Genomic DNA, 25,059 nt, shown 5'->3' on the forward strand with positions numbered 1-25,059 from the left:
ACCGAGGTGCTTGACAGCGAATTTGAACGCTGTAGAATGCGCCTCCCGCTGATCGGAAGATGGTTTGAAGGTCGGCGCAAGCGGTTGAGTAGAAAAGAAAATTTTCGAAAATAACGCTTGACGGAACGAGAGGTTGCTGTAGAATGCGCGGCCTCGGTTGAGACGAAAGCCTTGACCAACTGCTCTTTAACAAGTCGAATCAAGCAATTCGTGTGGGTGCTTGTGATGTAAGACTGGTGATCGCAAGATTATCAGCAACGCAAGTAACACTCGTGAATTCGAGAGTTTTATCTCTTTTTAAGAGAATGCGATTGCTGAGCCAAGTTTAGGGTTTTCTCAAAACCCAAGCAGTATTGAACTGAAGAGTTTGATCATGGCTCAGATTGAACGCTGGCGGCAGGCCTAACACATGCAAGTCGAGCGGATGAAGGGAGCTTGCTCCTGGATTCAGCGGCGGACGGGTGAGTAATGCCTAGGAATCTGCCTGGTAGTGGGGGATAACGTCCGGAAACGGGCGCTAATACCGCATACGTCCTGAGGGAGAAAGTGGGGGATCTTCGGACCTCACGCTATCAGATGAGCCTAGGTCGGATTAGCTAGTTGGTGGGGTAAAGGCCTACCAAGGCGACGATCCGTAACTGGTCTGAGAGGATGATCAGTCACACTGGAACTGAGACACGGTCCAGACTCCTACGGGAGGCAGCAGTGGGGAATATTGGACAATGGGCGAAAGCCTGATCCAGCCATGCCGCGTGTGTGAAGAAGGTCTTCGGATTGTAAAGCACTTTAAGTTGGGAGGAAGGGCAGTAAGTTAATACCTTGCTGTTTTGACGTTACCAACAGAATAAGCACCGGCTAACTTCGTGCCAGCAGCCGCGGTAATACGAAGGGTGCAAGCGTTAATCGGAATTACTGGGCGTAAAGCGCGCGTAGGTGGTTCAGCAAGTTGGATGTGAAATCCCCGGGCTCAACCTGGGAACTGCATCCAAAACTACTGAGCTAGAGTACGGTAGAGGGTGGTGGAATTTCCTGTGTAGCGGTGAAATGCGTAGATATAGGAAGGAACACCAGTGGCGAAGGCGACCACCTGGACTGATACTGACACTGAGGTGCGAAAGCGTGGGGAGCAAACAGGATTAGATACCCTGGTAGTCCACGCCGTAAACGATGTCGACTAGCCGTTGGGATCCTTGAGATCTTAGTGGCGCAGCTAACGCGATAAGTCGACCGCCTGGGGAGTACGGCCGCAAGGTTAAAACTCAAATGAATTGACGGGGGCCCGCACAAGCGGTGGAGCATGTGGTTTAATTCGAAGCAACGCGAAGAACCTTACCTGGCCTTGACATGCTGAGAACTTTCCAGAGATGGATTGGTGCCTTCGGGAACTCAGACACAGGTGCTGCATGGCTGTCGTCAGCTCGTGTCGTGAGATGTTGGGTTAAGTCCCGTAACGAGCGCAACCCTTGTCCTTAGTTACCAGCACCTCGGGTGGGCACTCTAAGGAGACTGCCGGTGACAAACCGGAGGAAGGTGGGGATGACGTCAAGTCATCATGGCCCTTACGGCCAGGGCTACACACGTGCTACAATGGTCGGTACAAAGGGTTGCCAAGCCGCGAGGTGGAGCTAATCCCATAAAACCGATCGTAGTCCGGATCGCAGTCTGCAACTCGACTGCGTGAAGTCGGAATCGCTAGTAATCGTGAATCAGAATGTCACGGTGAATACGTTCCCGGGCCTTGTACACACCGCCCGTCACACCATGGGAGTGGGTTGCTCCAGAAGTAGCTAGTCTAACCGCAAGGGGGACGGTTACCACGGAGTGATTCATGACTGGGGTGAAGTCGTAACAAGGTAGCCGTAGGGGAACCTGCGGCTGGATCACCTCCTTAATCGAAGATCCCGGCTTCTTCATAAGCTCCCACACGAATTGCTTGATTCACTGGTTAGACGATTGGGTCTGTAGCTCAGTTGGTTAGAGCGCACCCCTGATAAGGGTGAGGTCGGCAGTTCGAATCTGCCCAGACCCACCAATTGTTGGTGTGCTGCGTGATCCGATACGGGGCCATAGCTCAGCTGGGAGAGCGCCTGCTTTGCACGCAGGAGGTCAGGAGTTCGATCCTCCTTGGCTCCACCATCCAAACAATCGTCGAAAGCTCAGAAATGAATGTTCGTAGATGAACATTGATTTCTGGTCTTTGCACCAGAACTGTTCTTTAAAAATTCGGGTATGTGATAGAAGTAAGACTGAATGATCTCTTTCACTGGTGATCATTCAAGTCAAGGTAAAATTTGCGAGTTCAAGCGCGAATTTTCGGCGAATGTCGTCTTCACAGTATAACCAGATTGCTTGGGGTTATATGGTCAAGTGAAGAAGCGCATACGGTGGATGCCTTGGCAGTCAGAGGCGATGAAAGACGTGGTAGCCTGCGAAAAGCTTCGGGGAGTCGGCAAACAGACTTTGATCCGGAGATCTCTGAATGGGGGAACCCACCTAGGATAACCTAGGTATCTTGTACTGAATCCATAGGTGCAAGAGGCGAACCAGGGGAACTGAAACATCTAAGTACCCTGAGGAAAAGAAATCAACCGAGATTCCCTTAGTAGTGGCGAGCGAACGGGGATTAGCCCTTAAGCTTCATTGATTTTAGCGGAACGCTCTGGAAAGTGCGGCCATAGTGGGTGATAGCCCCGTACGCGAAAGGATCTTTGAAGTGAAATCGAGTAGGACGGAGCACGAGAAACTTTGTCTGAACATGGGGGGACCATCCTCCAAGGCTAAATACTACTGACTGACCGATAGTGAACCAGTACCGTGAGGGAAAGGCGAAAAGAACCCCGGAGAGGGGAGTGAAATAGAACCTGAAACCGTATGCGTACAAGCAGTGGGAGCCTACTTGTTAGGTGACTGCGTACCTTTTGTATAATGGGTCAGCGACTTATATTCAGTGGCAAGCTTAACCGTATAGGGTAGGCGTAGCGAAAGCGAGTCTTAATAGGGCGTTTAGTCGCTGGGTATAGACCCGAAACCGGGCGATCTATCCATGAGCAGGTTGAAGGTTAGGTAACACTGACTGGAGGACCGAACCCACTCCCGTTGAAAAGGTAGGGGATGACTTGTGGATCGGAGTGAAAGGCTAATCAAGCTCGGAGATAGCTGGTTCTCCTCGAAAGCTATTTAGGTAGCGCCTCATGTATCACTCTGGGGGGTAGAGCACTGTTTCGGCTAGGGGGTCATCCCGACTTACCAAACCGATGCAAACTCCGAATACCCAGAAGTGCCGAGCATGGGAGACACACGGCGGGTGCTAACGTCCGTCGTGAAAAGGGAAACAACCCAGACCGCCAGCTAAGGTCCCAAAGTTGTGGTTAAGTGGTAAACGATGTGGGAAGGCTTAGACAGCTAGGAGGTTGGCTTAGAAGCAGCCATCCTTTAAAGAAAGCGTAATAGCTCACTAGTCGAGTCGGCCTGCGCGGAAGATGTAACGGGGCTCAAACCACACACCGAAGCTGCGGGTGTCACGTAAGTGACGCGGTAGAGGAGCGTTCTGTAAGCCTGTGAAGGTGAGTTGAGAAGCTTGCTGGAGGTATCAGAAGTGCGAATGCTGACATGAGTAACGACAATGGGTGTGAAAAACACCCACGCCGAAAGACCAAGGGTTCCTGCGCAACGTTAATCGACGCAGGGTTAGTCGGTTCCTAAGGCGAGGCTGAAAAGCGTAGTCGATGGGAAACAGGTTAATATTCCTGTACTTCTGGTTACTGCGATGGAGGGACGGAGAAGGCTAGGCCAGCTTGGCGTTGGTTGTCCAAGTTTAAGGTGGTAGGCTGAAATCTTAGGTAAATCCGGGGTTTCAAGGCCGAGAGCTGATGACGAGTTGTCTTTTAGATGACGAAGTGGTTGATGCCATGCTTCCAAGAAAAGCTTCTAAGCTTCAGGTAACCAGGAACCGTACCCCAAACCGACACAGGTGGTCGGGTAGAGAATACCAAGGCGCTTGAGAGAACTCGGGTGAAGGAACTAGGCAAAATGGCACCGTAACTTCGGGAGAAGGTGCGCCGGCTAGGGTGAAGGATTTACTCCGTAAGCTCTGGCTGGTCGAAGATACCAGGCCGCTGCGACTGTTTATTAAAAACACAGCACTCTGCAAACACGAAAGTGGACGTATAGGGTGTGACGCCTGCCCGGTGCCGGAAGGTTAATTGATGGGGTTAGCGCAAGCGAAGCTCTTGATCGAAGCCCCGGTAAACGGCGGCCGTAACTATAACGGTCCTAAGGTAGCGAAATTCCTTGTCGGGTAAGTTCCGACCTGCACGAATGGCGTAACGATGGCGGCGCTGTCTCCACCCGAGACTCAGTGAAATTGAAATCGCTGTGAAGATGCAGTGTATCCGCGGCTAGACGGAAAGACCCCGTGAACCTTTACTGTAGCTTTGCACTGGACTTTGAGCCTGCTTGTGTAGGATAGGTGGGAGGCTTTGAAGCGTGGACGCCAGTTCGCGTGGAGCCATCCTTGAAATACCACCCTGGCATGCTTGAGGTTCTAACTCTGGTCCGTGATCCGGATCGAGGACAGTGTATGGTGGGCAGTTTGACTGGGGCGGTCTCCTCCTAAAGAGTAACGGAGGAGTACGAAGGTGCGCTCAGACCGGTCGGAAATCGGTCGCAGAGTATAAAGGCAAAAGCGCGCTTGACTGCGAGACAGACACGTCGAGCAGGTACGAAAGTAGGTCTTAGTGATCCGGTGGTTCTGTATGGAAGGGCCATCGCTCAACGGATAAAAGGTACTCCGGGGATAACAGGCTGATACCGCCCAAGAGTTCATATCGACGGCGGTGTTTGGCACCTCGATGTCGGCTCATCACATCCTGGGGCTGAAGCCGGTCCCAAGGGTATGGCTGTTCGCCATTTAAAGTGGTACGCGAGCTGGGTTTAGAACGTCGTGAGACAGTTCGGTCCCTATCTGCCGTGGACGTTTGAGATTTGAGAGGGGCTGCTCCTAGTACGAGAGGACCGGAGTGGACGAACCTCTGGTGTTCCGGTTGTCACGCCAGTGGCATTGCCGGGTAGCTATGTTCGGAAAAGATAACCGCTGAAAGCATCTAAGCGGGAAACTTGCCTCAAGATGAGATCTCACTGGGAACTTGATTCCCCTGAAGGGCCGTCGAAGACTACGACGTTGATAGGCTGGGTGTGTAAGCGTTGTGAGGCGTTGAGCTAACCAGTACTAATTGCCCGTGAGGCTTGACCATATAACACCCAAACAATCTGATGATTGTGTGTTGTAAGGTGAAGTCGACGAACCGAAAGTTCGCATGAACCGCAAACACCTTGAAATCACATACCTGAATCCGGATAGACGTAAGCCCAAGCGAACGGATATCCAACCGAATTGCTTGACGATCATAGAGCGTTGGAACCACCTGATCCCTTCCCGAACTCAGAAGTGAAACGACGCATCGCCGATGGTAGTGTGGGGTCTCCCCATGTGAGAGTAGGTCATCGTCAAGCTCCTATCCCAAAACCCCTGGTCAGCGATGACCGGGGGTTTTGCTTTTGCGCGCGGAAAAGTCTGCGAAAATCCGGGGAAAAGGCAGCTATACGGCAGGGCTTTTCGTAGGCAAAGCGCAAGTGCCTCTATATGATGCGTGCCTGGCTAGTGTGGGGCGTCTATGCAGACCTTGCTGAAACTACTTCAAGACGGGCGATTCCACTCCGGTGAGGAGTTGGGGGCAGTACTGGGCATCAGTCGCAGTGCAGTCTGGAAACGCTTGCAGCACCTGGAGGCTGAACATGGCCTGCAGTTCCACAAGGTGCGTGGCCGGGGTTACCGTCTGGCGAGTCCCCTCAGTCTCCTGGATCCGCGGAAGATCGACAGCCTCTGGCCTGTCGAGATCATGCCCACCGTCGATTCGACCAATAGCGAGGCCATGCGTAGGCTCGCGGCTGGAGCCTCGACGCCTTTCGTTATCGTCGTCGAGCAGCAGACTGCCGGGCGTGGACGTCGCGGCCGAGCCTGGGTCAGTCCCTATGGAGAGAACCTCTATTATTCTCTGGCCATTACTGTCAGGGGGGGCGCTCGGGAGCTCGAAGGGTTGAGCCTGGTTGTCGGTCTCGCGGTGCTCCGGGCCCTGGAGTCTTTGGGCGTCCGGGACGCCGGGTTGAAGTGGCCGAACGACCTTCTGCAGGGAGGCAAGAAGATCGCCGGAATTCTCCTGGAGCTGAGTGGCGACCCCGCGGATCTGTGTCATGTCGTTATCGGCATAGGGATCAACGTCAACATGAAGACCGCCACTGATATCGGCCAGCCTTGGACCTCCCTGCGCGAAGCGCTGGGGGAGCTGGTGGATCGTTCGCGGCTGCTTTCTGCTCTCAATCGGCAGTTGGCCGATTATCTCGATAGGCATTCGCGCGAAGGCTTTGCTGCAAGTCGCGAGGAGTGGGAGTCCTGCAATCTCTGGCAGGGTGCCCAGGTCATTCTCTCGACTGCTCTGAGTTCCATCGAGGGTCGTGTGCTGGGTGTCGATAGCCGAGGAGCGCTGCGCCTCGAGGTGGATGGCGTGGAGCAGGGGTTCAGTGGAGGGGAGCTTAGTTTGAGGTTGCGTCAATGATTCTTGAGCTCGACTGTGGAAACTCGCTGATCAAGTGGCGGGTCATCGAGGGCGCGGCACGGTCGGTCGCCGGTGGCCTTGCGGAGTCCGATGATGCCCTGGTCGAACAGTTAACATCGCAGCAAGCGCTGCCAGTGCGAGCCTGTCGCCTGGTGAGCGTTCGCAGCGAGCAGGAAACCTCGCAACTGGTCGCACGGTTGGAGCAGCTGTTCCCGGTTTCGGCGCTGGTTGCATCATCCGGCAAGCAGTTGGCGGGAGTGCGCAACGGCTATCTCGACTACCAGCGCCTGGGGCTCGACCGCTGGTTGGCCCTCGTCGCGGCTCATCACCTGGCTAAGAAGGCCTGCCTGGTCATCGATCTGGGGACTGCGGTCACCTCTGATCTGGTCGCGGCGGATGGTGTGCATCTGGGGGGCTACATATGCCCGGGCATGACCCTGATGAGAAGCCAGTTGCGCACCCATACCCGACGTATCCGCTACGACGATGCAGAGGCCCGGCGGGCGCTTGCCAGTCTTCAGCCAGGGCAGGCCACGGCCGAGGCGGTTGAGCGGGGTTGTCTGCTCATGCTCAGGGGGTTCGTTCGTGAGCAGTACGCCATGGCGTGCGAGCTGCTCGGTCCGGATTGTGAAATATTCCTGACGGGTGGGGATGCCGAACTGGTTCGCGACGAACTGGCTGGCGCCCGGATCATGCCGGACCTGGTTTTCGTAGGGCTGGCACTGGCTTGCCCGATTGAGTGAGAGGATCTATGCGCTGGTTCTTCCTGTTTCTCCTTGCCCTGAACGTCTTCTACTACGTCTGGCACCAGCAGCAATCCCCGCTACGGGCCAAGGAAATCGCACCGCTGGAACTCTATAAGGATGGGCAGAAGAACATTCTGCTGTTGGCCGAGAGCAACCTTGCTTCCAGGGCGCGCTCGGGATCGCAGGTGCCGGCGCCGAGTGTGCCTCCGGCTGCCGAAGAGTCGATCGCATCCGAGTCGGCCTGTCTCTATCTTGGCGGAGGCGGTGAGGAGGCGGATGCCCGAAGGTTGCAGCAGCGCCTGTTGGGCCTGGATATCGAGGCGGAGGTCGAGGCCCGTGGGGAGATGAGCGTCGATTACTGGGTCTATCTTCCTCCGCTAGCCTCGCGGGAGGCTGCGCTTCGTCAGTTGAAGGAGCTTCAGGCGCGCAATATCGACAGCTACCTGATTGGCGAGGGAGTGCTGGCCAATGGCATTTCTTTGGGGATGTTTTCCGCGCGGGATTCGGCTGAAAGTGCGCAGGTGCGTCTCAAGACGGCAGGTTACGAGGCGGAGCTGAAGGAATTGCCCCGCGGGCAGCGTGATTTCTGGGTAAGGGTGGCCCCCGGCAGCCGGCGCCTGGTGGATGAGCAACTGCTCCAGGAGCTGGCTCGGGACTTCAAGGGATTGCAGCATCAAATAATGTCGTGCAAAGGTGTTGCATCCCCCTGATGGTTTGCATAGAATGGCGCCCGCTTCGCAGGGGGAAGGCTGAAAGACTCCTACCATGAAGTTGCTGTTGAAACCTAAGTTCAGGTTTTTTAAGAGAAAACTCTTGACAGCAAGGTGGCAGACGTAGAGAATGCCGCCCACCAGTTTGGAGGGATTCCCGAGTGGCCAAAGGGATCAGACTGTAAATCTGACGTCATAGACTTCGAAGGTTCGAATCCTTCTCCCTCCACCAGTTTAAAAGCGTGAGCTTCGGGCTCCGCGGGTATAGTTCAGTGGTAGAACCTCAGCCTTCCAAGCTGATGATGCGGGTTCGATTCCCGCTACCCGCTCCAGTCAAGTTGCTTGTGTTTCGCTCATGTAGCTCAGTTGGTAGAGCACACCCTTGGTAAGGGTGAGGTCAGCGGTTCAAATCCGCTCATGAGCTCCATTTATCCAGGGGCAGATATGAAAATATCTGCCCTTGTTCTAATGGTAGCGTGATCCGCTCAATTCCTTGAAGGGGATGGTCTCCATGGCTAAAGAAAAATTTGAACGGAACAAGCCGCACGTCAACGTCGGCACCATCGGTCACGTTGACCATGGCAAGACCACTCTGACCGCTGCACTGACCAAGGTCTGCTCCGACACCTGGGGTGGTTCCGCTCGTGCTTTCGATCAGATCGACAACGCGCCGGAAGAAAAGGCCCGCGGGATCACCATCAACACCTCGCACGTTGAATACGATTCCGCTGTTCGTCACTACGCCCACGTTGACTGCCCCGGTCACGCCGACTACGTGAAGAACATGATCACCGGTGCTGCCCAGATGGACGGCGCGATCCTGGTTTGCTCGGCTGCCGACGGCCCCATGCCGCAGACCCGCGAGCACATCCTGCTGTCCCGCCAGGTAGGCGTTCCCTACATCGTCGTGTTCCTGAACAAGGCCGACATGGTCGACGACGCCGAGCTGCTGGAACTGGTCGAGATGGAAGTTCGCGATCTGCTGAACACCTACGACTTCCCGGGCGACGACACCCCGATCATCATCGGTTCCGCGCTGATGGCGCTGGAAGGCAAGGATGACAACGGCATCGGCGTAAGCGCCGTGCAGAAGCTGGTAGAGACCCTGGACTCCTACATTCCGGAGCCGGTTCGTGCCATCGACCAGCCGTTCCTGATGCCGATCGAAGACGTGTTCTCGATCTCCGGTCGCGGTACCGTGGTAACCGGTCGTGTAGAGCGCGGCATCATCAAGGTCCAGGAAGAAGTGGAAATCGTCGGCATCAAGGCGACCACCAAGACCACCTGCACCGGCGTTGAAATGTTCCGCAAGCTGCTCGACGAAGGTCGTGCTGGTGAGAACGTTGGTATCCTGCTGCGTGGCACCAAGCGTGAAGACGTAGAGCGTGGCCAGGTACTGGCCAAGCCGGGCACCATCAAGCCGCACACCAAGTTCGAGTGCGAAGTGTACGTGCTGTCCAAGGAAGAAGGTGGTCGTCACACCCCGTTCTTCAAGGGCTACCGTCCGCAGTTCTACTTCCGTACCACTGACGTGACCGGTAACTGCGAGCTGCCGGAAGGCGTAGAGATGGTAATGCCGGGCGACAACATCAAGATGGTTGTCACCCTGATCGCTCCGATCGCCATGGAAGATGGCCTGCGCTTCGCGATCCGCGAAGGCGGCCGTACCGTTGGCGCCGGCGTGGTTGCCAAGATCATCGAATAATATCGGTTGATCTTCCCCTCTCAGGCCGGCATAATGGTCGGCCTGATTTTGCTTCAGGCCAGTAGCTCAATTGGCAGAGCGGCGGTCTCCAAAACCGCAGGTTGGGGGTTCGATTCCCTCCTGGCCTGCCAGATTTCCCAAGTAAATCTGGCTTTTCTTCACGAGATTCCTAACAGATGAATGCCAAGGCAGAAGCCAAAGAATCACGTTTTGATCTCTTGAAATGGCTCTTGGTTGCCGTTCTGGTTGTGGTTGCCGTTGTGGGCAATCAGTACTTTTCGGCTCAACCAATCCTGTATCGCGTTCTCGGTATTCTCGTTCTGGCGGTGATCGCTGCCTTCCTGGCTCTGCAAACGGCCAAGGGGCAGGCCTTCTTTAGTCTTGCTAAGGAAGCGCGCGTCGAGATTCGCAAGGTCGTATGGCCGAGTCGTCAAGAAACAACTCAGACCACGCTGATCGTGGTCGCGGTAGTGCTGGTAATGGCGCTGCTGCTGTGGGGGCTCGATTCCCTGCTGGGTTGGTTGGTTTCCATGATTGTAGGTTAAGGGTGCGCCGTGGCTAAGCGTTGGTACGTTGTGCATGCATACTCGGGCTACGAGAAGCATGTCATGCGCTCGCTGATCGAGCGTGTCAAGCTTGCTGGCATGGAAGAAGAGTTCGGCGAGATTCTGGTTCCCACCGAAGAAGTGGTGGAGATGCGGAACGGCCAGAAGCGCAAGAGCGAGCGCAAATTCTTCCCTGGCTATGTGCTGGTTCAGATGGAAATGAACGAAGGTACCTGGCACCTGGTGAAGGATACCCCGCGTGTCATGGGCTTCATCGGCGGGACTGCCGACAAGCCGGCTCCGATCACCGATCGTGAGGCTGATGCAATCCTGCGTCGCGTGGCCGATAGCGGCGACAAGCCCAAGCCGAAGACCCTGTTCGAGCCGGGCGAGACCGTTCGTGTCATCGATGGTCCTTTCGCCGACTTCAATGGTGTCGTCGAAGAAGTTAACTACGAGAAGAGCCGGATCCAAGTGGCCGTGCTCATCTTTGGCCGCTCTACCCCGGTGGAGCTGGAGTTCAGTCAGGTCGAAAAGGTCTAGCTGAAAACGCATCCCTCACCCCGCAGCCCAAGGCTGCGGGGTTTTGTCGTCACTGGGATAAACGCGAAAGCAACCGGGGAGCCTTCAGGCGCTTGTACCCGAATTTGGAGTAGCAAATGGCTAAGAAAATCCAGGCTTATATCAAGCTGCAAGTAAAGGCCGGTCAGGCCAACCCGTCGCCGCCGGTCGGCCCTGCCCTGGGTCAGCACGGCGTGAACATCATGGAATTCTGCAAGGCGTTCAACGCCAAGACCCAAGGCCAAGAGCCGGGCCTGCCGACTCCTGTGATCATCACCGTTTACAGCGACCGTAGCTTCACCTTCGAAACCAAGAGCACCCCGGCTGCCGTCCTGCTGAAAAAAGCAGCTGGCATCACCAGCGGCTCCGCTCGTCCGAACTCCCAGAAAGTCGGCACCGTTACCCGTGCCCAGCTGGAAGAGATCGCCAAGACCAAGCAGGCTGACCTGACCGCTGCTGATCTGGACGCTGCTGTACGTACCATCGCTGGCTCCGCGCGCAGCATGGGCCTGAACGTGGAGGGTGTGTAATGGCTAAGCTGACCAAGCGCCAGAAGGCGATTGCCGAGAAAGTAGTTGCCGGCAAGCAGTACAGCTTCGAAGAGGCCGCCAAGCTGCTGGCCGAGCTGTCCACCATCAAGTTCAAGGAGTCCGTGGACGTTGCCGTGAACCTCGGCGTCGATCCGCGTAAATCCGACCAGGTCGTTCGTGGCGCCACCGTCCTGCCGAACGGCACCGGCAAGAGCGTCCGCGTTGCCGTCTTCACCCAGGGTCCGGCTGCCGAAGCCGCTCTGGCTGCCGGCGCCGACAAGGTGGGCATGGACGAACTGGCTGCCGAAATGAAAGGCGGCGACCTGAACTACGACGTCGTCATCGCTTCCCCGGATGCCATGCGTGTCGTCGGCCAGCTGGGCCAGATCCTCGGCCCGCGTGGTCTGATGCCGAACCCGAAAGTCGGCACCGTGACTCCGGACGTCGCTACCGCCGTGAAGAATGCCAAGGCTGGTCAGGTACGTTTCCGTACCGACAAGAACGGCATCATCCACAGCTCCGTCGGTAAGGTCGATTTCGAGCCGGCCAAGCTGCAGCAGAACGTTGAAGCGCTGCTGGCCGACCTGAAGCGCCTGAAGCCGTCCTCGTCGAAAGGCGTGTACGTCAAGCGCGTGACCCTGAGCACCACCATGGGTCCGGGCCTGCAGATCGACCTGGCTTCCCTGGAAGCCTAAGTGAAATCGTGCAGCGGGTTCTGCCCGCTGCACAGGTATTGGGGTCCCTGCCTGGCGGGGGCTATCCAAGACCGTAGGTGGCGCAAGCCTTAAACCACAAGCCTACGCAGATGGTGCTCCCGATTCGGTTACCGAATCAGACACCAAAACGACGTCCGGCCCCGGCTGGACGAAACGGTAACATCCAGGAGTAAACCCGTGGCAATTAAACTCGAAGACAAGAAGGCCATCGTCGCTGAAGTCAACGAGGCTGCCAAAGCTGCCCTGTCCGCTGTCGTGGCCGATGCCCGTGGCGTGACCGTAGGCGCCATGACCGGACTCCGTAAAGAGGCCCGCGAAGCTGGTGTGTACGTGAAAGTCGTACGTAACACCCTGCTCAAGCGCGCCGTTGAAGGCACCCAGTTCGACGTGCTCAACGACGTGTTCAAAGGCCCGACCCTGATCGCTTTCTCCAACGAACATCCGGGCGCTGCCGCTCGTATCTTCCGTGAGTTCGCCAAGGGTCAGGACAAGTTCGAGATCAAGGCGGCTGCCTTCGAGGGTCAGTTCCTCGCAGCCAATCAGATCGACGTACTGGCAAGCCTGCCGACCTACGACGAAGCCGTATCGCAGCTGATGAGCGTGATTCAGGGCGCTACCAGCAAGCTGGCTCGTACTCTGGCGGCCATTCGCGACCAGAAAGAAGCTGCTGCCGCCTAAGTCGGCTCGCAAGCGCTTTCAATCTTATTTGTTTAATACGATGGCCGCAGGCCGTCCCCCAATACAGGAATTAGAGTCATGGCTCTGACCAACGAAGACATCATCAACGCCGTATCCGAAATGTCCGTCATGCAAGTGGTCGAACTGATCAAGGCGATGGAAGAGAAGTTCGGCGTTACCGCTGCTGCCGCTACCGTTGCCGCTGCTGGCCCGGCTGCTGCCGCTGCCGAAGAGCAGACCGAGTTCACCATCGTCCTGGCCGAAGCTGGCGACAAGAAAGTGAACGTGATCAAGGTCGTTCGCGAACTGACCGGTCTGGGTCTGAAAGAAGCCAAGGCCGTCGTAGACGGCGCTCCGGGCGTGGTGAAGGAAGGCGCTTCGAAAGAAGAAGCCGAAGCCGCCAAGAAAGCCCTGGAAGAAGCAGGCGCCAAAGTCGAGCTCAAGTAAGCGACGACCTTGCGTCTACAGCCCGAGCGTCAAGCGAAAGGCTGATGGCTGGTGGCTTTTGCCACCGGCCTTTTTCCGTTCTGGGTGGACTCGCCTCGGGCGTTCCACCCAAGACGTGAAAGTGCCCCGAGTGGGCAATGCAGGCCAAGGGGTCTGCAAGATTTTCCGGCTGCTCCCGTCGGAGACGCCAAACAAGCAGGTGACCAAGCTGGGGAACGCTGATGGCTTACTCATACACTGAGAAAAAACGTATCCGCAAGGACTTTAGCAAGTTGCCGGACGTCATGGATGTGCCGTATTTGCTGGCCATCCAGCTGGATTCCTATCGCGAATTCCTGCAGGCTGGCGCAACCAAGGAGCAGTTCCGCGATATCGGTCTGCACGCGGCCTTCAAGTCCGTTTTCCCGATTATCAGCTATTCCGGCAATGCTGCCCTGGAATACGTCGGCTACCGTCTGGGTGAGCCGGCATTCGATGTCAAGGAGTGCGTGCTGCGCGGCGTGACCTTCGCCGTACCGCTGCGCGTGAAAGTTCGCCTGATCATCTTCGACCGCGAGTCGTCGAACAAGGCGATCAAGGACATCAAGGAACAAGAAGTCTACATGGGGGAAATCCCCCTGATGACCGAGAACGGTACCTTCATCATCAACGGTACCGAGCGTGTCATCGTCTCCCAGCTGCACCGTTCCCCGGGCGTGTTCTTCGACCACGACCGTGGCAAGACCCACAGCTCCGGCAAGCTGCTGTACTCCGCGCGGATCATTCCTTACCGCGGTTCCTGGCTGGACTTCGAGTTCGATCCGAAGGACTGCGTGTTCGTCCGTATCGACCGTCGCCGCAAGCTGCCGGCCTCGGTACTGCTGCGCGCGCTCGGCTACAGCACGGAAGAGATCCTCAACGCCTTCTACGCGACCAACGTCTTCCACATCAAGGGCGAGACCCTGAACCTGGAACTGGTCCCGCAGCGCCTGCGCGGTGAAGTCGCGAGCATCGACATCAAGGATGGCAGCGGCAAGGTGATCGTGGAGCAGGGGCGTCGTATCACTGCCCGCCACATCAACCAGCTGGAAAAGGCTGGCGTGAGCCAGCTGGAAGTGCCGTTCGACTACCTGATCGGCCGTACCATCGCCAAGGCGATCGTGCATCCGGCTACCGGCGAGATCATCGCCGAGTGCAACACCGAGCTGACCCTCGACCTCCTGGCCAAGGTGGCCAAGGCCCAGGTCGTGCGCATCGAGACCCTGTACACCAACGACATCGACTGCGGTCCGTTCATCTCCGACACCCTGAAGATCGACAACACCAGCAACCAGCTGGAAGCCCTGGTCGAGATCTACCGGATGATGCGTCCGGGCGAGCCGCCGACCAAGGAAGCTGCCGAGACCCTGTTCGGCAACCTGTTCTTCAGCGCCGAGCGTTACGACCTGTCGGCCGTAGGCCGGATGAAGTTCAACCGCCGTATCGGTCGTACCGAGATCGAAGGTCCGGGCGTCCTGAGCAAGGAAGACATCATCGATGTGCTCAAGACCCTCGTCGACATCCGTAACGGCAAGGGCATCGTCGATGACATCGACCACCTGGGCAACCGTCGCGTCCGTTGCGTCGGCGAAATGGCCGAGAACCAGTTCCGCGTGGGCCTGGTGCGTGTCGAGCGCGCGGTCAAGGAACGCCTGTCCATGGCCGAAAGCGAAGGCCTGATGCCGCAGGACCTGATCAACGCCAAGCCGGTGGCTGCCGCGATCAAGGAGTTCTTCGGTTCGAGCCAGCTGTCGCAGTTCATGGACCAGAACAACCCGCTTTCCGAGATCACCCACAAGCGCCGCGTCTCCGCGCTCGGCCCGGGCGGTCTGACCCGTGAGCGTGCGGGCTTCGAGGTTCGTGACGTACACCCGACCCACTACGGCCGCGTGTGCCCGATCGAAACCCCTGAAGGTCCGAACATCGGTCTGATCAACTCCCTGGCGACCTACGCCCGCACCAACAAGTACGGCTTCCTCGAGAGCCCGTACCGCGTGGTCAAGGACAGCCTGGTAACCGACGAGATCGTGTTCCTGTCGGCGATCGAAGAAGCCGACCACGTCATCGCCCAGGCTTCGGCGACCCTCAACGAGAAGGGTCAACTGGTGGACGAGCTGGTGGCCGTGCGTCACCTGAACGAATTCACCGTGAAGGCGCCGGAAGACGTGACCCTGATGGACGTGTCGCCGAAGCAGGTCGTTTCCGTCGCTGCCTCGCTGATTCCGTTCCTCGAGCACGATGACGCCAACCGCGCACTCATGGGCTCGAACATGCAGCGTCAGGCCGTGCCGACCCTGCGTGCCGACAAGCCGCTGGTGGGTACCGGCATGGAGCGCAACGTGGCGCGCGACTCCGGCGTCTGCGTCGTGGCTCGCCGTGGCGGTGTGATCGACTCGGTCGATGCCAGCCGTGTCGTGGTTCGCGTGGCGGATGACGAAGTCGAGACCGGCGAAGCGGGTGTCGACATCTACAACCTGACCAAGTACACCCGTTCCAACCAGAACACCTGCATCAACCAGCGTCCGCTGGTGAGCAAGGGTGACGTGGTCGCGCGCGGCGACATCCTGGCCGACGGTCCGTCCACCGACATGGGCGAACTGGCCCTGGGCCAGAACATGCGCGTAGCGTTCATGCCCTGGAACGGCTTCAACTTCGAAGACTCCATCTGCCTGTCCGAGCGCGTGGTCCAGGAAGATCGTTTCACCACGATCCACATCCAGGAACTGACCTGCGTCGCTCGTGACACCAAGCTCGGCCCAGAGGAAATCACCGCGGACATCCCGAACGTGGGCGAGGCCGCGCTGAACAAGCTGGACGAAGCCGGTATCGTCTACGTCGGCGCCGAAGTGCAGGCCGGCGACATCCTGGTCGGCAAGGTCACTCCGAAAGGCGAGACCCAGTTGACTCCGGAAGAGAAGCTGCTGCGCGCGATCTTCGGTGAGAAGGCGTCCGACGTGAAGGACACCTCCCTGCGTGTGCCGACCGGCACCAAGGGTACCGTCATCGACGTTCAGGTCTTCACCCGCGACGGCGTCGAGCGCGATTCCCGCGCGCTGTCCATCGAGAAGATGCAACTCGACCAGATCCGCAAGGACCTGAACGAAGAGTTCCGCATCGTCGAAGGCGCGACCTTCGAGCGTCTGCGTGCCGCCCTGGTCGGTGCCAAGGCTGAAGGTGGCCCGGCGCTGAAGAAGGGCACGGAGATCACCGACGACTACCTCGACGGTCTCGAGCGCGGCCAGTGGTTCAAGCTGCGCATGGCCGACGACGCCCTGAACGAACAGCTGGAGAAGGCCCAGGCCTACATCAGCGATCGTCGCCAGCTCCTGGACGACAAGTTCGAGGACAAGAAGCGCAAGCTGCAGCAGGGCGACGACCTGGCTCCGGGCGTGCTGAAGATCGTCAAGGTCTACCTGGCGATCAAGCGTCGCATCCAGCCGGGCGACAAGATGGCCGGCCGTCACGGTAACAAGGGTGTGGTCTCGGTGATCATGCCGGTGGAAGACATGCCGCACGATGCCAACGGCACCCCGGTCGACATCGTCCTCAACCCGCTGGGCGTACCGTCGCGTATGAACGTCGGTCAGATCCTCGAAACCCACCTGGGCCTCGCGGCCAAGGGGCTGGGCGAGAAGATCAACCGCATGCTCGAAGAGCAGCGCAAGGTCGCCGAACTGCGTAAGTTCCTGCACGAGATCTACAACGAGATCGGCGGTCGCGAGGAAAACCTCGACGAGCTGGGCGACAACGAGATCCTCGCGCTGGCCAAGAACCTGCGCGGTGGCGTACCGATGGCGACCCCGGTGTTCGATGGCGCCAAGGAACGCGAGATCAAGGCCATGCTGAAGCTGGCCGACCTGCCGGAAAGCGGCCAGATGCGTCTGTTCGACGGCCGTACCGGCAACCAGTTCGAGCGTCCGACCACCGTCGGCTACATGTACATGCTCAAGCTGAACCACCTGGTGGACGACAAGATGCACGCCCGTTCCACCGGCTCGTACAGCCTGGTTACCCAGCAGCCGCTGGGTGGTAAGGCACAGTTCGGTGGTCAGCGCTTCGGTGAGATGGAGGTGTGGGCGCTGGAAGCCTATGGCGCGGCGTACACCCTGCAGGAAATGCTGACGGTCAAGTCGGACGACGTGAACGGCCGGACCAAGATGTACAAGAACATCGTGGACGGCGATCACCGCATGGAGGCCGGCATGCCCGAGTCCTTCAACGTTCTGATCAAAGAGATCCGTTCGCTCGGCATCGACATCGAACTGGAAACCGAATAACACGTGACGCTAGACGGTGCGGCTGGTCAAGGCCGGTCGCACCGGGTCCGTGAGGAGGAAAGGCCTTGAAAGACTTGCTTAATCTGTTGAAAAACCAGGGTCAAATCGAAGAGTTCGATGCCATCCGTATTGGCCTGGCTTCGCCCGAGATGATTCGTTCCTGGTCTTTCGGCGAAGTTAAAAAGCCGGAAACCATCAACTACCGTACCTTCAAGCCGGAGCGCGACGGCCTGTTCTGCGCCAAGATCTTCGGCCCGGTGAAGGACTACGAGTGCCTGTGCGGCAAGTACAAGCGCCTCAAGCACCGCGGTGTGATCTGCGAGAAGTGCGGCGTGGAAGTCGCCCTGGCCAAGGTGCGCCGCGAGCGCATGGGCCACATCGAGCTGGCTTCGCCGGTTGCCCACATCTGGTTCCTGAAGTCGCTGCCGTCCCGTATCGGCCTGCTGCTGGACATGACCCTGCGCGATATCGAGCGCGTGCTCTATTTCGAGAGCTACGTGGTGATCGATCCGGGCATGACCACCCTGGAAAAGGGCCAGCTGCTGAACGACGAGCAATACTTCGAGGCCCTCGAAGAGTTCGGTGACGATTTCGATGCTCGCATGGGCGCCGAAGCCGTTCACGAACTGCTCAACGCCATCGATCTGGAGCACGAGATCGGCCGCCTGCGCGAAGAGATTCCGCAGACCAACTCGGAAACCAAGATCAAGAAGCTGTCCAAGCGCCTGAAGCTGATGGAAGCCTTCCAGGGCTCCGGCAACAAGCCTGAGTGGATGGTCCTGACCGTCCTGCCGGTGCTGCCGCCGGACCTGCGTCCGCTGGTTCCGCTGGATGGCGGTCGCTTCGCGACTTCCGACCTGAACGACCTGTATCGTCGGGTGATCAACCGTAACAACCGTCTGAAGCGCCTGCTCGACCTGGCCGCTCCGGACATCATCGTGCGCAACGAAAAGCGCATGCTGCAGGAAGCCGTCGACGCCCTGCTCGACAACGGCCGTCGCGGTCGCGCCATCACCGGCTCGAACAAGCGTCCGCTGAAGTCGCTGGCCGACATGATCAAGGGCAAGCAAGGTCGCTTCCGTCAGAACCTGCTCGGCAAGCGCGTGGACTACTCCGGTCGTTCCGTGATCACCGTGGGCCCGACCCTGCGCCTGCACCAGTGCGGTCTGCCGAAGAAGATGGCCCTGGAGCTGTTCAAGCCGTTCATCTTCGGCAAGCTGGAAGGTCGTGGTATGGCCACCACCATCAAGGCCGCCAAGAAAATGGTCGAGCGCGAGCTGCCCGAGGTCTGGGACGTTCTCGCCGAAGTCATCCGCGAGCATCCGGTTCTCCTGAACCGTGCGCCGACCCTGCACCGTCTGGGCATCCAGGCGTTCGAGCCGGTCCTCATCGAAGGCAAGGCGATCCAGCTGCACCCGCTGGTCTGCGCCGCGTACAACGCCGACTTCGACGGTGACCAGATGGCCGTCCACGTTCCGCTGACCCTCGAGGCCCAGCTGGAAGCGCGCGCGCTGATGATGTCCACCAACAACATCCTGTCGCCCGCCAACGGCGAGCCGATCATCGTTCCGTCGCAGGACGTGGTAATGGGTCTGTACTACATGACCCGTGAAGCGATCAACGCGAAGGGCGAGGGCATGGCCTTCGCCGACCTGCAGGAAGTCGACCGCGCCTACCGCAGCGGCCAGGCGTCCCTGCACGCTCGCGTGAAAGTGCGCATCAACGAAAAGATCAAGGGTGAAGACGGCCAACTGACCGCCAATACCCGTATCGTCGACACCACCGTCGGCCGCGCGCTGCTGTTCCAGGTCGTTCCGGCCGGCCTGCCGTTCGACGTGGTCAACCAGTCGATGAAGAAGAAGGCGATCTCCAAGCTGATCAACCACTGCTATCGCGTGGTGGGTCTGAAGGACACCGTCATCTTCGCCGACCAGCTGATGTACACCGGTTTCGCCTACTCGACCATTTCCGGCGTGTCCATCGGCGTCAACGACTTCGTCATCCCGGACGAGAAGGCGCGGATCATCAACGCCGCCACCGACGAAGTGAAGGAGATCGAGAGCCAGTACGCCTCCGGCCTGGTAACCCAGGGCGAGAAGTACAACAAGGTGATCGACCTGTGGTCGAAGGCCAACGACGAAGTGTCCAAGGCGATGATGGCCAACCTCTCGAAAGAGAAGGTCGTCGATCGCGAGGGCAAGGAAGTCGACCAGGAGTCCTTCAATTCCATGTACATGATGGCTGACTCGGGTGCGCGGGGCTCCGCGGCCCAGATCCGTCAGCTGGCAGGTATGCGTGGCCTGATGGCCAAGCCGGACGGCTCGATCATCGAGACCCCGATCACCGCGAACTTCCGTGAAGGCCTGAACGTACTCCAGTACTTCATCTCTACCCACGGTGCTCGTAAGGGTCTGGCGGATACCGCGCTGAAGACCGCGAACTCCGGTTACCTGACCCGTCGTCTGGTCGACGTGGCCCAGGATCTGGTAGTGACCGAGATCGATTGCGGTACCGAGCACGGCCTGCTGATGTCGCCGCACATCGAAGGCGGCGACGTGGTAGAACCGCTCGGCGAGCGCGTGCTCGGCCGTGTGATCGCGCGCGACGTGTTCAAGCCGGGCAGCGACGAGGTCATCGTGCCGGCCGGCACCCTGATCGACGAGAAGTGGGTCGACTTCCTCGAAGTGATGAGCGTCGACGAAGTGGTGGTGCGTTCCCCGATCACCTGCGAAACCCGTCATGGCATCTGCGCCATGTGCTACGGCCGCGACCTGGCGCGTGGCCATCGCGTCAACATCGGCGAGGCGGTCGGTGTCATCGCTGCCCAGTCCATCGGTGAGCCGGGCACCCAGCTGACCATGCGTACCTTCCACATCGGCGGTGCGGCCAGCCGGACCTCCGCGGCCGACAACGTCCAGGTGAAGAACGGCGGCACCATCCGCCTGCACAACCTGAAGCATGTGGTTCGTGCCGACGGCGCGCTGGTCGCGGTTTCCCGTTCCGGCGAACTGGCGGTTGCCGACGACTTCGGTCGCGAGCGCGAGCGCTACAAGCTGCCGTACGGTGCGGTGATCTCGGTCAAGGAAGGTGACAAGGTCGACCCGGGCGCTATCGTCGCCAAGTGGGACCCGCACACCCACCCGATCGTCACCGAGGTGGACGGTACCGTGGCCTTCGTGGGCATGGAAGAGGGCATCACCGTCAAGCGTCAGACCGACGAACTGACCGGCCTGACCAACATCGAAGTGATGGATCCGAAGGACCGTCCGGCTGCCGGCAAGGACATCCGTCCGGCCGTGAAGCTGATCGATGCCGCGGGCAAGGACCTGCTGCTGCCGGGTACCGACGTACCGGCGCAGTACTTCCTGCCGGCCAACGCCCTGGTCAACCTGACCGACGGCGCCAAGGTGAGCATCGGTGACGTTGTCGCGCGTATCCCGCAGGAAACCTCGAAGACCCGTGACATCACCGGTGGTCTGCCGCGCGTTGCCGACCTGTTCGAGGCTCGTCGTCCGAAAGAGCCTTCGATCCTGGCGGAAATCAGCGGCACCATCTCCTTCGGCAAGGAGACCAAGGGCAAGCGCCGCCTGGTCATCACGCCGAACGATGGCAGCGATCCGTACGAGGAGCTGATTCCGAAGTGGCGTCACCTGAACGTGTTCGAAGGCGAACAGGTGAACCGCGGCGAAGTCATCTCCGACGGTCCGAGCAACCCGCACGACATCCTGCGCCTGCTGGGCGTGAGCTCGCTGGCGAAGTACATCGTCAACGAGATCCAGGACGTCTACCGTCTGCAGGGCGTGAAGATCAACGACAAGCACATCGAGACCATCCTGCGTCAGATGCTGCGCAAGGTCGAAGTCAGCGAGTCCGGCGACTCCAGCTTCATCAAAGGCGACCAGGTGGAACTCACCCAGGTGCTGGAAGAGAACGAACAGCTCGGTACCGAGGACAAGTTCCCGGCCAAGTACGAGCGCGTTCTGCTGGGTATCACCAAGGCTTCCCTGTCGACCGAGTCGTTCATTTCAGCGGCGTCGTTCCAGGAGACCACCCGCGTCCTCACCGAGGCGGCGGTCACCGGCAAGCGCGACTTCCTGCGTGGTCTGAAAGAGAACGTGGTCGTGGGTCGCCTGATCCCGGCCGGTACCGGTCTGGCTTACCACAGCGAGCGCAAGCGTCAGCGCGACCTCGGCAAGCCGCAGCGTGTGAGTGCCAGCGAGGCGGAAGCCGCACTGACCGAAGCGCTGAACTCGAGCGGTAACTAAGCATCAACGACAAGCCCCGGCTATCCCGATAGCCGGGGCTTTGTCTTGACGGTGTACAAGAACCTCTTTACTATTTTGTACCCCGAAAATTGGCAGGGCGCATGCTCTGTCATTTCGTTTGTGTGTCGTAAGACAATCAGTGGAGCTATAGATGGCAACTATCAACCAGCTGGTGCGTAAGCCGCGCAAGCGCATGGTCGACAAGAGCGACGTGCCTGCGCTGCAGAACTGCCCGCAACGTCGTGGCGTATGCACCCGCGTATACACCACCACGCCGAAAAAGCCGAACTCGGCACTGCGTAAGGTATGCCGTGTACGTCTGACCAACGGTTTCGAGGTTTCCTCGTACATCGGTGGTGAAGGTCACAACCTGCAAGAGCACAGCGTAGTGCTGATCCGTGGCGGTCGTGTAAAGGACCTTCCGGGTGTGCGTTACCACACCGTGCGCGGTTCGCTGGACACCTCGGGTGTCAAAGACCGTAAGCAGGGTCGTTCGAAGTACGGCGCCAAGCGTCCGAAGTAATAGCGTTTTTATATTTATCTGAGTCGATAAGAGTAAGGTCGGGCGTAACTTGACTGTTATGGTCCCGGGCTAACCTGAAGACCGTTTGAGGGCTTATCAATGCCAAGACGTCGTGTAGCGGCCAAGCGTGAAGTGCTGGCTGATCCGAAATACGGAAGCCAGATCCTGGCCAAGTTCATGAACCACGTGATGGAAAGCGGCAAGAAAGCCGTTGCCGAGCGTATCGTTTACGGTGCGCTGGACAAGGTGAAGGAACGCGGCAAGGCCGATCCCCTGGAAACCTTCGAAAAAGCTCTCGATGCCATCGCTCCGCTGGTCGAAGTGAAGTCCCGCCGCGTAGGTGGTGCGACTTACCAGGTTCCGGTCGAAGTCCGTCCGTCCCGTCGTAATGCCCTGGCCATGCGTTGGCTGGTGGACTTCGCCCGCAAGCGTGGCGAGAAGTCCATGGCTCTGCGCCTGGCTGGCGAGCTGCTGGATGCCGCTGAAGGCAAGGGCGCAGCAGTCAAGAAGCGTGAAGACGTGCACCGTATGGCAGAGGCCAACAAGGCCTTCTCGCACTACCGGTTCTAATCGCGCTGCCCAACCCCCGAGGACCTTATTGTGGCCCGTACTACACCCATCAACCGCTACCGTAATATCGGTATCTGTGCCCACGTTGACGCGGGCAAGACCACCACCACGGAGCGGGTTCTGTTCTATACCGGCGTCAACCACAAGCTGGGCGAAGTGCATGACGGCGCTGCGACCACCGACTGGATGGTGCAGGAGCAGGAGCGCGGTATCACCATTACCTCCGCTGCCGTTACCACCTTCTGGAAGGGCTCGCGCGGTCAGTACGACAACTATCGCGTAAACGTCATCGACACCCCCGGCCACGTAGACTTCACCATCGAGGTGGAGCGTTCCCTGCGTGTACTGGACGGCGCTGTCGTGGTGTTCTGTGGCACCTCCGGCGTAGAGCCGCAGTCGGAAACCGTATGGCGTCAGGCCAACAAGTACGGCGTACCGCGCATCGTCTACGTCAACAAGATGGACCGCCAGGGCGCGAACTTCCTGCGCGTCGTCGAGCAGATCAAGAAGCGCCTGGGTCATACCCCGGTTCCGGTCCAGCTCGCCATCGGCGCTGAAGAGAACTTCGTCGGTCAGGTCGACCTGATCAAGATGAAGGCCATCTACTGGAACGATGACGACAAGGGCATGACCTACCGCGAGGAAGAAATTCCTGCGGAGCTCAAGGACCTGGCCGAAGAGTGGCGTTCCAGCATGGTCGAGGCTGCGGCCGAAGCCAACGAAGAGCTGATGAACAAGTACCTCGAAGAGGGCGAGCTCTCCGAAGCCGAGATCAAGGAAGGCCTGCGTCTGCGCACCCTGGCGTGCGAGATCGTTCCGGCCGTCTGCGGTTCCTCGTTCAAGAACAAGGGCGTTCCGCTGGTTCTCGATGCCGTCATCGACTACCTCCCGGCTCCGACCGAGATCCCTGCGATCAAGGGCGTCAGCCCGGACGACGAGACCGTCGAAGACGAGCGTCATGCCGACGACAACGAACCGTTCTCGTCCCTGGCGTTCAAGATCGCTACCGACCCGTTCGTCGGTACCCTGACCTTCGCCCGCGTTTACTCCGGCGTCCTGAGTTCCGGCGACTCCGTCCTGAACTCGGTGAAAGGCAAGAAAGAGCGCGTCGGTCGGATGGTGCAGATGCACGCCAACCAGCGTGAAGAGATCAAGGAAGTGCGCGCAGGCGACATCGCTGCCCTGATCGGCATGAAGGACGTCACCACTGGTGACACCCTGTGCTCGATCGAGAAGCCGATCATCCTCGAGCGCATGGACTTCCCCGAGCCGGTAATCTCGGTCGCTGTAGAGCCGAAGACCAAGGCTGACCAGGAGAAGATGGGTATCGCCCTCGGCAAGCTGGCCCAGGAAGACCCGTCGTTCCGTGTCAAGACCGACGAAGAGTCCGGTCAGACCATCATCTCCGGCATGGGCGAGCTGCACCTGGACATCATCGTCGACCGCATGAAGCGCGAGTTCGGCGTCGAGGCCAACATCGGCAAGCCGCAGGTTGCCTACCGTGAGACCATCACCAAGGACAACGTGGAGATCGAAGGCAAGTTCGTTCGCCAGTCCGGTGGTCGCGGTCAGTTCGGTCATTGCTGGATCCGTTTCTCGGCCGCGGACGTGGACGAGAAGGGCAACATCACCGAAGGCCTGGTGTTCGAGAACGAAGTCGTGGGCGGTGTGGTTCCGAAGGAATACATCCCGGCGATCCAGAAGGGTATCGAAGAGCAGATGAAGAACGGCGTCGTTGCCGGCTATCCGCTCATCGGCCTGAAGGCTACCGTTTTCGATGGTTCCTACCATGACGTCGACTCCAACGAGATGGCGTTCAAGATCGCTGCTTCCATGGCGACCAAGCAGCTGGCCCAGAAGGGCGGCGGCAAGGTGCTCGAGCCGATCATGAAGGTAGAGGTGGTGACTCCTGAGGACTACATGGGTGACGTGATGGGCGACCTGAACCGTCGTCGTGGTCTGATTCAGGGGATGGAGGACACGGTTTCCGGTAAGGTTATTCGTGCCGAGGTTCCGCTGGGTGAGATGTTCGGTTATGCGACCGACGTGCGTTCCATGTCCCAGGGTCGCGCGAGCTACTCCATGGAATTCTCCAAATACGCCGAAGCTCCGTCGAACATCGTCGAAGCGCTGGTTAAAAAACAAGGTTGATTCAGC

At 58.8% G+C, this 25,059-nt stretch carries 15 protein-coding genes, 6 tRNA genes and 3 rRNA genes; all 24 read left to right on the plus strand.

All coding sequences use genetic code 11. The features are described from left to right. Positions 1 to 355 precede the first annotated feature (355 nt). The 24 genes from ACI766_RS03285 to fusA all read left to right on the plus strand — a co-directional run bounded on the left by ACI766_RS03285 (position 356) and on the right by fusA (position 25,053). A 16S ribosomal RNA gene (locus ACI766_RS03285) occupies positions 356 to 1,891 on the plus strand. 64 nt (positions 1,892 to 1,955) lie between these two features. Beyond that, positions 1,956 to 2,032, plus strand: a tRNA-Ile gene (locus ACI766_RS03290). 28 nt (positions 2,033 to 2,060) lie between these two features. Beyond that, positions 2,061 to 2,136: transfer RNA gene (locus ACI766_RS03295), tRNA-Ala, on the plus strand. Between the two features lie 225 nt (positions 2,137 to 2,361). Further along, a 23S ribosomal RNA gene (locus ACI766_RS03300) occupies positions 2,362 to 5,252 on the plus strand. 143 nt (positions 5,253 to 5,395) lie between these two features. Next, positions 5,396 to 5,511, plus strand: a 5S ribosomal RNA gene (rrf, locus tag ACI766_RS03305). Together the 16S, 23S and 5S rRNA genes with 2 tRNA genes alongside form the textbook arrangement of a ribosomal RNA operon. Before the next feature lie 161 nt (positions 5,512 to 5,672). Continuing rightward, positions 5,673 to 6,611, plus strand: coding sequence for a bifunctional biotin--[acetyl-CoA-carboxylase] ligase/biotin operon repressor BirA (gene birA / locus ACI766_RS03310; RefSeq protein ID WP_023085899.1), 939 nt, complete (start codon positions 5,673 to 5,675; stop codon positions 6,609 to 6,611). Next, positions 6,608 to 7,354 (plus strand): pantothenate kinase, encoded by a 747-nt coding sequence (locus tag ACI766_RS03315; RefSeq protein WP_003093768.1) that lies wholly within the window; start codon positions 6,608 to 6,610, stop codon positions 7,352 to 7,354. Before birA ends, ACI766_RS03315 begins: the two co-directional genes overlap by 4 nt. Before the next feature lie 8 nt (positions 7,355 to 7,362). Then, a complete protein-coding gene (locus tag ACI766_RS03320) occupies positions 7,363 to 8,067 on the plus strand; it encodes an SPOR domain-containing protein (RefSeq protein ID WP_003112013.1) in 705 nt (234 codons plus the stop codon). 147 nt (positions 8,068 to 8,214) lie between these two features. After that, a tRNA-Tyr gene (locus ACI766_RS03325) sits at positions 8,215 to 8,299 on the plus strand. Between the two features lie 26 nt (positions 8,300 to 8,325). After that, a tRNA-Gly gene (locus tag ACI766_RS03330) sits at positions 8,326 to 8,399 on the plus strand. Positions 8,400 to 8,418: 19 nt separating this feature from the next. After that, positions 8,419 to 8,494 (plus strand) — tRNA-Thr (locus ACI766_RS03335). Positions 8,495 to 8,578: 84 nt separating this feature from the next. Continuing rightward, complete coding sequence (gene tuf / locus ACI766_RS03340) at positions 8,579 to 9,772, plus strand: elongation factor Tu (protein ID WP_003115146.1); 1,194 nt, start codon at positions 8,579 to 8,581, stop codon at positions 9,770 to 9,772. 55 nt (positions 9,773 to 9,827) lie between these two features. Then, positions 9,828 to 9,903, plus strand: a tRNA-Trp gene (locus tag ACI766_RS03345). 45 nt (positions 9,904 to 9,948) lie between these two features. Continuing rightward, positions 9,949 to 10,317: a preprotein translocase subunit SecE gene (gene secE / locus ACI766_RS03350; protein ID WP_003108030.1), complete on the plus strand. Its 369-nt coding sequence runs from the start codon at positions 9,949 to 9,951 to the stop codon at positions 10,315 to 10,317. Positions 10,318 to 10,326: 9 nt separating this feature from the next. Then, complete coding sequence (gene nusG, locus ACI766_RS03355; RefSeq protein WP_003108028.1) at positions 10,327 to 10,860, plus strand: transcription termination/antitermination protein NusG; 534 nt, start codon at positions 10,327 to 10,329, stop codon at positions 10,858 to 10,860. A gap of 116 nt (positions 10,861 to 10,976) precedes the next feature. Continuing rightward, complete coding sequence (gene rplK, locus ACI766_RS03360; protein ID WP_003093751.1) at positions 10,977 to 11,408, plus strand: 50S ribosomal protein L11; 432 nt, start codon at positions 10,977 to 10,979, stop codon at positions 11,406 to 11,408. Then, positions 11,408 to 12,103 carry a 50S ribosomal protein L1 gene (gene rplA / locus ACI766_RS03365; protein ID WP_003093749.1) on the plus strand — a complete coding sequence of 232 codons (696 nt, stop codon included), beginning with the start codon at positions 11,408 to 11,410 and terminating at the stop codon, positions 12,101 to 12,103. The genes rplK and rplA overlap by 1 nt, the downstream gene beginning before the upstream one ends. A gap of 198 nt (positions 12,104 to 12,301) precedes the next feature. Beyond that, positions 12,302 to 12,802 (plus strand): 50S ribosomal protein L10, encoded by a 501-nt coding sequence (gene rplJ / locus ACI766_RS03370; RefSeq protein WP_003093748.1) that lies wholly within the window; start codon positions 12,302 to 12,304, stop codon positions 12,800 to 12,802. A 78-nt stretch (positions 12,803 to 12,880) separates the two neighbouring features. Continuing rightward, complete coding sequence (gene rplL / locus ACI766_RS03375; RefSeq protein WP_003093747.1) at positions 12,881 to 13,249, plus strand: 50S ribosomal protein L7/L12; 369 nt, start codon at positions 12,881 to 12,883, stop codon at positions 13,247 to 13,249. Positions 13,250 to 13,470: 221 nt separating this feature from the next. Further along, positions 13,471 to 17,544 (plus strand): DNA-directed RNA polymerase subunit beta, encoded by a 4,074-nt coding sequence (gene rpoB / locus ACI766_RS03380; protein WP_003093746.1) that lies wholly within the window; start codon positions 13,471 to 13,473, stop codon positions 17,542 to 17,544. A gap of 65 nt (positions 17,545 to 17,609) precedes the next feature. Continuing rightward, positions 17,610 to 21,809, plus strand: coding sequence for a DNA-directed RNA polymerase subunit beta' (gene rpoC / locus ACI766_RS03385; protein ID WP_003093745.1), 4,200 nt, complete (start codon positions 17,610 to 17,612; stop codon positions 21,807 to 21,809). A 151-nt stretch (positions 21,810 to 21,960) separates the two neighbouring features. Then, on the plus strand, positions 21,961 to 22,332 hold the full coding sequence (rpsL, locus tag ACI766_RS03390; protein ID WP_003093744.1) for a 30S ribosomal protein S12: 372 nt from the start codon (positions 21,961 to 21,963) through the stop codon (positions 22,330 to 22,332). Positions 22,333 to 22,431: 99 nt separating this feature from the next. Next, positions 22,432 to 22,902 carry a 30S ribosomal protein S7 gene (rpsG, locus tag ACI766_RS03395; RefSeq protein WP_003093742.1) on the plus strand — a complete coding sequence of 157 codons (471 nt, stop codon included), beginning with the start codon at positions 22,432 to 22,434 and terminating at the stop codon, positions 22,900 to 22,902. 30 nt (positions 22,903 to 22,932) lie between these two features. Continuing rightward, positions 22,933 to 25,053 (plus strand): elongation factor G, encoded by a 2,121-nt coding sequence (gene fusA / locus ACI766_RS03400; protein ID WP_003093741.1) that lies wholly within the window; start codon positions 22,933 to 22,935, stop codon positions 25,051 to 25,053. Positions 25,054 to 25,059 lie beyond the last annotated feature (6 nt).

The sequence above is a fragment of the Pseudomonas sp. DL genome (assembly GCF_047199225.1).
Classification (GTDB): domain Bacteria; phylum Pseudomonadota; class Gammaproteobacteria; order Pseudomonadales; family Pseudomonadaceae; genus Pseudomonas; species Pseudomonas aeruginosa.